Consider the following 4,703-nt stretch of genomic DNA (forward strand, 5'->3'; position numbering starts at 1 on the left):
TGCACCGCCGCCCGCACCTGGTCCGGGGCGGTACCGCCGATGTGGTCGCGGGCGCCCACCGAGCCCTCCAGGGTCAGAACCTCGTACACGTCGGCGCCGATCACCCCGGAGAAGCCCTGCAGGGTACCCAGGTCTAGGTCCGGCAGCTCCAGCCCGTGATCGATGCAGTGGCGCACCGCCTTGCCCACCACCTCGTGGGCCTCGCGGAAGGGCAGCCCCTTGCGCACCAGGTAGTCGGCCAGGTCGGTGGCGGTGGCGAAGCCGGCGCCCGCCGCCTCGCGCAGCGCATCGCGGTGGAATTCGATGCCCGGCACCATGTCGGCCATGACCTTGAGCGAGCCGCGCACCGTGTCCAGGGCGTCGAACAGGGGCTCCTTGTCCTCCTGCATGTCCTTGTTGTAGGCGAGCGGCTGCCCCTTGAGCAGGGTGAGCAGGCTCATGAGGTCGCCGTTCACCCGGCCGGTCTTGCCGCGCACCAGCTCGGGGACGTCCGGGTTGATCTTCTGCGGCATGATGGAGCTTCCCGTGCAGAAGCTCTGCGGCAGGGTGGCGAAGCCGAACTGCGGCGAGGCCCACATCACCAGCTCCTCGGCCAGGCGCGACAGGTGCGCCATCACCAGCGAGCAGGCCGAGGCGGTCTCCACCGCGAAGTCCCGGTCCGAGACCGAGTCCAGGGAGTTCTCGGTGACGCCGTCGAAGCCCAGCTCTTGCGCCACCCACTCCCGGTCGATGGGGAAGGTGGTGCCGGCCAGGGCGCCGCTGCCCAGGGGAAGCCGGTTGACCCGCTTGCGGGCGTCCCGGAAACGTCCGGCATCGCGCTCCGCCATCTCCTGGTAGGCCAGCAGGTGGTGACCCAGGGTCACCGGCTGGGCCGCCTGCAGGTGGGTGAAGCCGGGCATCACCGTGTCCGCCTCGCGCTCGGCGGTGTCCACCAGGGCGGCGCGGAAGCGGGCCAGCTCCGCCAGGATGGCGTCGATCTCCTCGCGCACGTAGAGGCGGAAGTCGGTGGCCACCTGGTCGTTGCGGGAGCGGCCGGTATGCAGGCGCTTGCCCGCGTCGCCGATGCGCTCGGTGAGTCGGGCCTCGATGTTCATGTGGATGTCCTCGAGGGCCACCGAGTACGGGAATTCGCCCGCCTCGATCTCGGCGCGCACGGCCTCCAGCCCCTCCAGGATGGCCTCCACGTCCGCCTCCGACAGGATGCCCTGCCGGCCCAGCATGCGGGCATGGGCCCGGGAGCCCGCGATGTCCTGCAGGGCCAGCCGCCGGTCGAAGTCGATGGAGGCGGTGAACGCCTCCACGAATGCGTCGGTGGGCTGGGTGAAAGCGCCGCTCCAGGGCTTATCGCTCACGTTGCAATCCTTTGGGGCAGCCGGGGACATGCCCGGAGTGGTTTCACCAGGCGACCGAGACCTCAGGCCTGCTCCGGCGCCTCGATCAGCTCGATCTTGTAGCCCGTGGGGTCCACGGCGAAGGCGATGCGGGTGCCGTTCTTCATGGTCTTGGGCTCCAGGGAGAAGGGCACCCCCTTGGCCCGCCATTCCTCGAAGGTCTCGTCGACGCTTTCCACGTAGAAGGCGATGTGGCCGAAGGCATCACCCAGATCGTAGTCGCGGCCGTCGTGGTTGTAGGTCAGCTCGATCTCGTGGCCCGACTTGGGGTCCCGGACGAAGGCCAGATCGGCGTCGGCGCCGGGCAGCTCCTTGTGGGAGCGCAGCTCCAGGCCGAGCTTGTTGGTGTAGAAATCCAGGGACTCGTCCATGGACTTCACGCGGAGCATGGTGTGGGCGATGCGCACGCTTTCCTCCTGTCTCCTGTGCTCGCGGGCGGGCCGCCCGGGGACCGTGAACGGCGGGCCGGGACCGGAGGCCGGGCCGCCGCCCCCGAGGACGGGGTACCGGTGAGCGGGAAACCGGAAGGATACCAAAACGGGCGGGCAAACACCGAGGGGCGCCCGGCCTGGAGGCTGGGAGCCTGGCGAGGAAGGGGCCCGCCCCCGCACGCCCGATGGCCGGGCGCCGGAGGCGAACCGTAGGGGACCTGCGAGCGCCGCTATTCGGCGGGCCGGGGCGCCGCCTCGCGACCCAGCGGGGCCTGCTCCGGCCGCTGGCCTTTGTCGTCCTCCCGGAGGCTGGATTCCGCCGCCCCGCCCGGGCCGCCTTCTGAGCCCTGGGCGGGGGCCGCCTCGGAGCCGGCCCCGGATCCAGTGGCCCCGGAGGGACTGGCGAAGCGGTCGTTGAGCTTCTGCACATAGCCGTCGGCCGTCTCCATCATGCCCTTGAGGCGCTTGCGGGCGCCCCGGCCCCAGCCGGCGGGGGTGGTGGTAAGGGCCGGGCGCCACCACCGCGTGCTGCGGGCGAAGGCGCGCTTGAGCTGCTCCTGGACGGGGTTGGCGGGATGGTTCGCCTCGATCCAGCGGACCACCTTGCGGGCCGTCCAGCGGCGTACGGCGAAATGGCCCCACAACAGGCCGACCACCACCACCGCGCCCACGGAGGCGGCCCCCACCGTGCTGTCCACCAGGCCGGCCAGCCACCCCGGCGGCTCGAAGCGCAGGCCGTCCCAATAGCCGGCCCACGCCGTGGCCCCGCCCAAAAGGACCAGGGCAGCCCCCAGGATCAGGCCGTCCCGCATCCAAACTCCCTGGACCCAGCGGCGCAAGGCCTCCCGGAGCTGCGGCACGCGCTCCTCCTCGATCTCCCGGGCGGTGCGCTCCAGGTCGCCGATGATGCGGTAGGCCCGCTCCACGCCCACCCGGCGCATGCGCTGGTGGATCTCCTCGAGGTCCGCGTCGCGCTTGGACTCGAAGCGCCGGCGCTTGGCCTCGTCCTCCATGGGCACGGCCGCATCGGGGTTGTAGATGGTGTAGAACCGCCCCGCGGTCAGGCCCTCCTGGGCCAGGGCGCGCTGCCAGGAGGACACCACGTCCTCGGGGTTGTCCTCAGCGGCGGCGCTGTCGATCTGGTTGAGGATGTAGAGGAACTTGCTGGAGTCGCTGCGGGTGTTGGTGTTGGCCACCAGGTGGCTGAGGGTGTCCTGCATGGCCCCTGGCTCGGGATGGCGGGCGTCGAAGAACACCAGCACCAGGTCGGAGAGGTCGATGATGTAGTCGGTGATCCGCAGGGTGGAGGTGCGCTGGGCGTCGGCGTCGAAGCCCGGCGAGTCGATGAGGATCTGGCCCTTGAGCTCGGGGGCGGGGCAGGTCTTCAGGCGCAGATAGGAATCCAGCAGTTCCCCTTCCCCCGGCGCCACCTTATTCAGCTCCTCGCTCATCTGGTAGAAGGGGAAGCGGGCGTCGGAGTTCAGGGAGATGCCGGGCAGCTCCCGGACCTGCTCGTCGCTGGCGTAGCACAGGACCGTGAACTTGTCGTCCACGGCCTGGGTGCCCGTCCGCTGCACCGGGTAGCGCAGGTAGTGGTTGATGAAGCTCGACTTCCCCGCGGAGAAGGTGCCCAGGACCGAGATCAGGGGCCACCAGGGGATGAACATGGCGTAGGACTCGTCCCGACTCAGGAGCCCCATGCGGTAGCCCACCCGGTCGAGCCTGCGGAAGCTGCGTACCACATCCACCAGGATGGGGTTCTCTTCCTGGAGGTGGTGCTCCAGGTTGGATAGCTGCTGTTTGATGTAGCTGGAAGCCTGGGACCGGAACACGGCGCCCTCCTCTGGAATCATGGCGAGCTGGGCTCTCCCGGGAATCCGCCGGCCCGCCGAACCGCGGGCCGGCCCGGCCATGAGGCGCCCCGGGAGGCGGCTGCTAATGTTAGCACTCACACACAACAGATCCATGCCACCCGGCCCCGAAGGGCCCGGTCTTCGCGCCTCCGCCCCCTTTGCGGGCCTGTCCGGAAAAACCGTGGCCACCGGACAGGTTCTCTTCCATTAGTGGGAACCGCATCCTGGCGGGGTCAAGCCCCTGCGCGGGCCGCGGGAAGGCGCCGCGCGGCCCCCGACGGCGGTCATGCCGGTGATTTCCAGCCACACGGGGACCGACTGCCCGCCGGCGGGGCCCGTCCCCCCTTTATCCGCGGGACTCCGTGCGGCATTACAGGTACTTTCCGCCTGCCAGTTGACCTCGGCCAAAGAAAGGGCGATTCCCCATGCCTTTCCCATCCGCCACCCCCGATGACTGTCCCTTGCAGGTGGGGGCCCATTTCTCCACGCAGGGCGGACTGGAGCAGGCGCTGCTGCGCGGGGCTGCCATCGGCGCGGACTGCGTCCAGCTCTTCACCCGCAATCAGCGGCAATGGCATCCCAAGGGACTGGAGGAAAGGGAGGTGGAGGCCTTCCGGCGCGTCCGGGGAGAAACAGGCATCCGCACGGTGATGAGCCACGGCTCCTACCTGGTGAACCTCGCCGCCCCCGACCCGGACAAGCACGCCAAGTCCGTTGCGGCCATGGAGGCGGAGCTCGAGCGATGCCACCGGCTCGGCGTGGAGCTGCTCAACTTCCACCCCGGGGCCCACATGAGAGCGGGGCTGGAAGCCGGAATCGAGCGCATCGCCGACACCCTGAACGCGGTGTGCAGAAGGCACCCGGACAAGAGGGACGTGCGGCTGGTCCTGGAGAACGTGGCCGGACAGGGAACCACGGTGGGCCGGACCTTCGGGGAGCTGGCCGCCATCCTGGAACGGCTGGAGGAGCCGGAGCGCTTCGCCGTGTGCGTGGATACGGCCCACGCCTTCGCGGCCGGCTACGATCTG

4 protein-coding genes are annotated in these 4,703 nt (G+C 69.9%); 1 reads left to right on the top strand and 3 read right to left on the bottom strand.

Translation table 11 applies throughout. The features are described 5' to 3' along the window. The 3 genes from argH to ACLFRB_RS11445 all read right to left on the bottom strand — a co-directional run. A partial coding sequence (gene argH / locus ACLFRB_RS11435) for an argininosuccinate lyase (RefSeq protein WP_411069141.1) occupies positions 1-1,382 on the bottom strand: 1,382 nt, incomplete at its 3' end. Positions 1,383-1,414: 32 nt separating this feature from the next. Beyond that, the gene (locus tag ACLFRB_RS11440) at positions 1,415-1,798 is read right to left on the bottom strand and encodes a VOC family protein (RefSeq protein WP_411069142.1); all 384 of its coding nucleotides are present in this window, start codon (positions 1,796-1,798) and stop codon (positions 1,415-1,417) included. Positions 1,799-2,052: 254 nt separating this feature from the next. Continuing rightward, positions 2,053-3,675: a dynamin family protein gene (locus tag ACLFRB_RS11445; RefSeq protein WP_411069143.1), complete on the bottom strand. Its 1,623-nt coding sequence runs from the start codon at positions 3,673-3,675 to the stop codon at positions 2,053-2,055. Between the two features lie 425 nt (positions 3,676-4,100). Here ACLFRB_RS11445 and ACLFRB_RS11450 point away from each other — a divergent pair. Beyond that, positions 4,101-4,703 (top strand): deoxyribonuclease IV (locus tag ACLFRB_RS11450; RefSeq protein ID WP_411069144.1); only part of this gene is annotated, 603 nt, incomplete at its 3' end.

Origin of the sequence: Thiohalorhabdus sp., assembly GCF_046545655.1 — a bacterium.
Classification (GTDB): domain Bacteria; phylum Pseudomonadota; class Gammaproteobacteria; order Thiohalorhabdales; family Thiohalorhabdaceae; genus Thiohalorhabdus.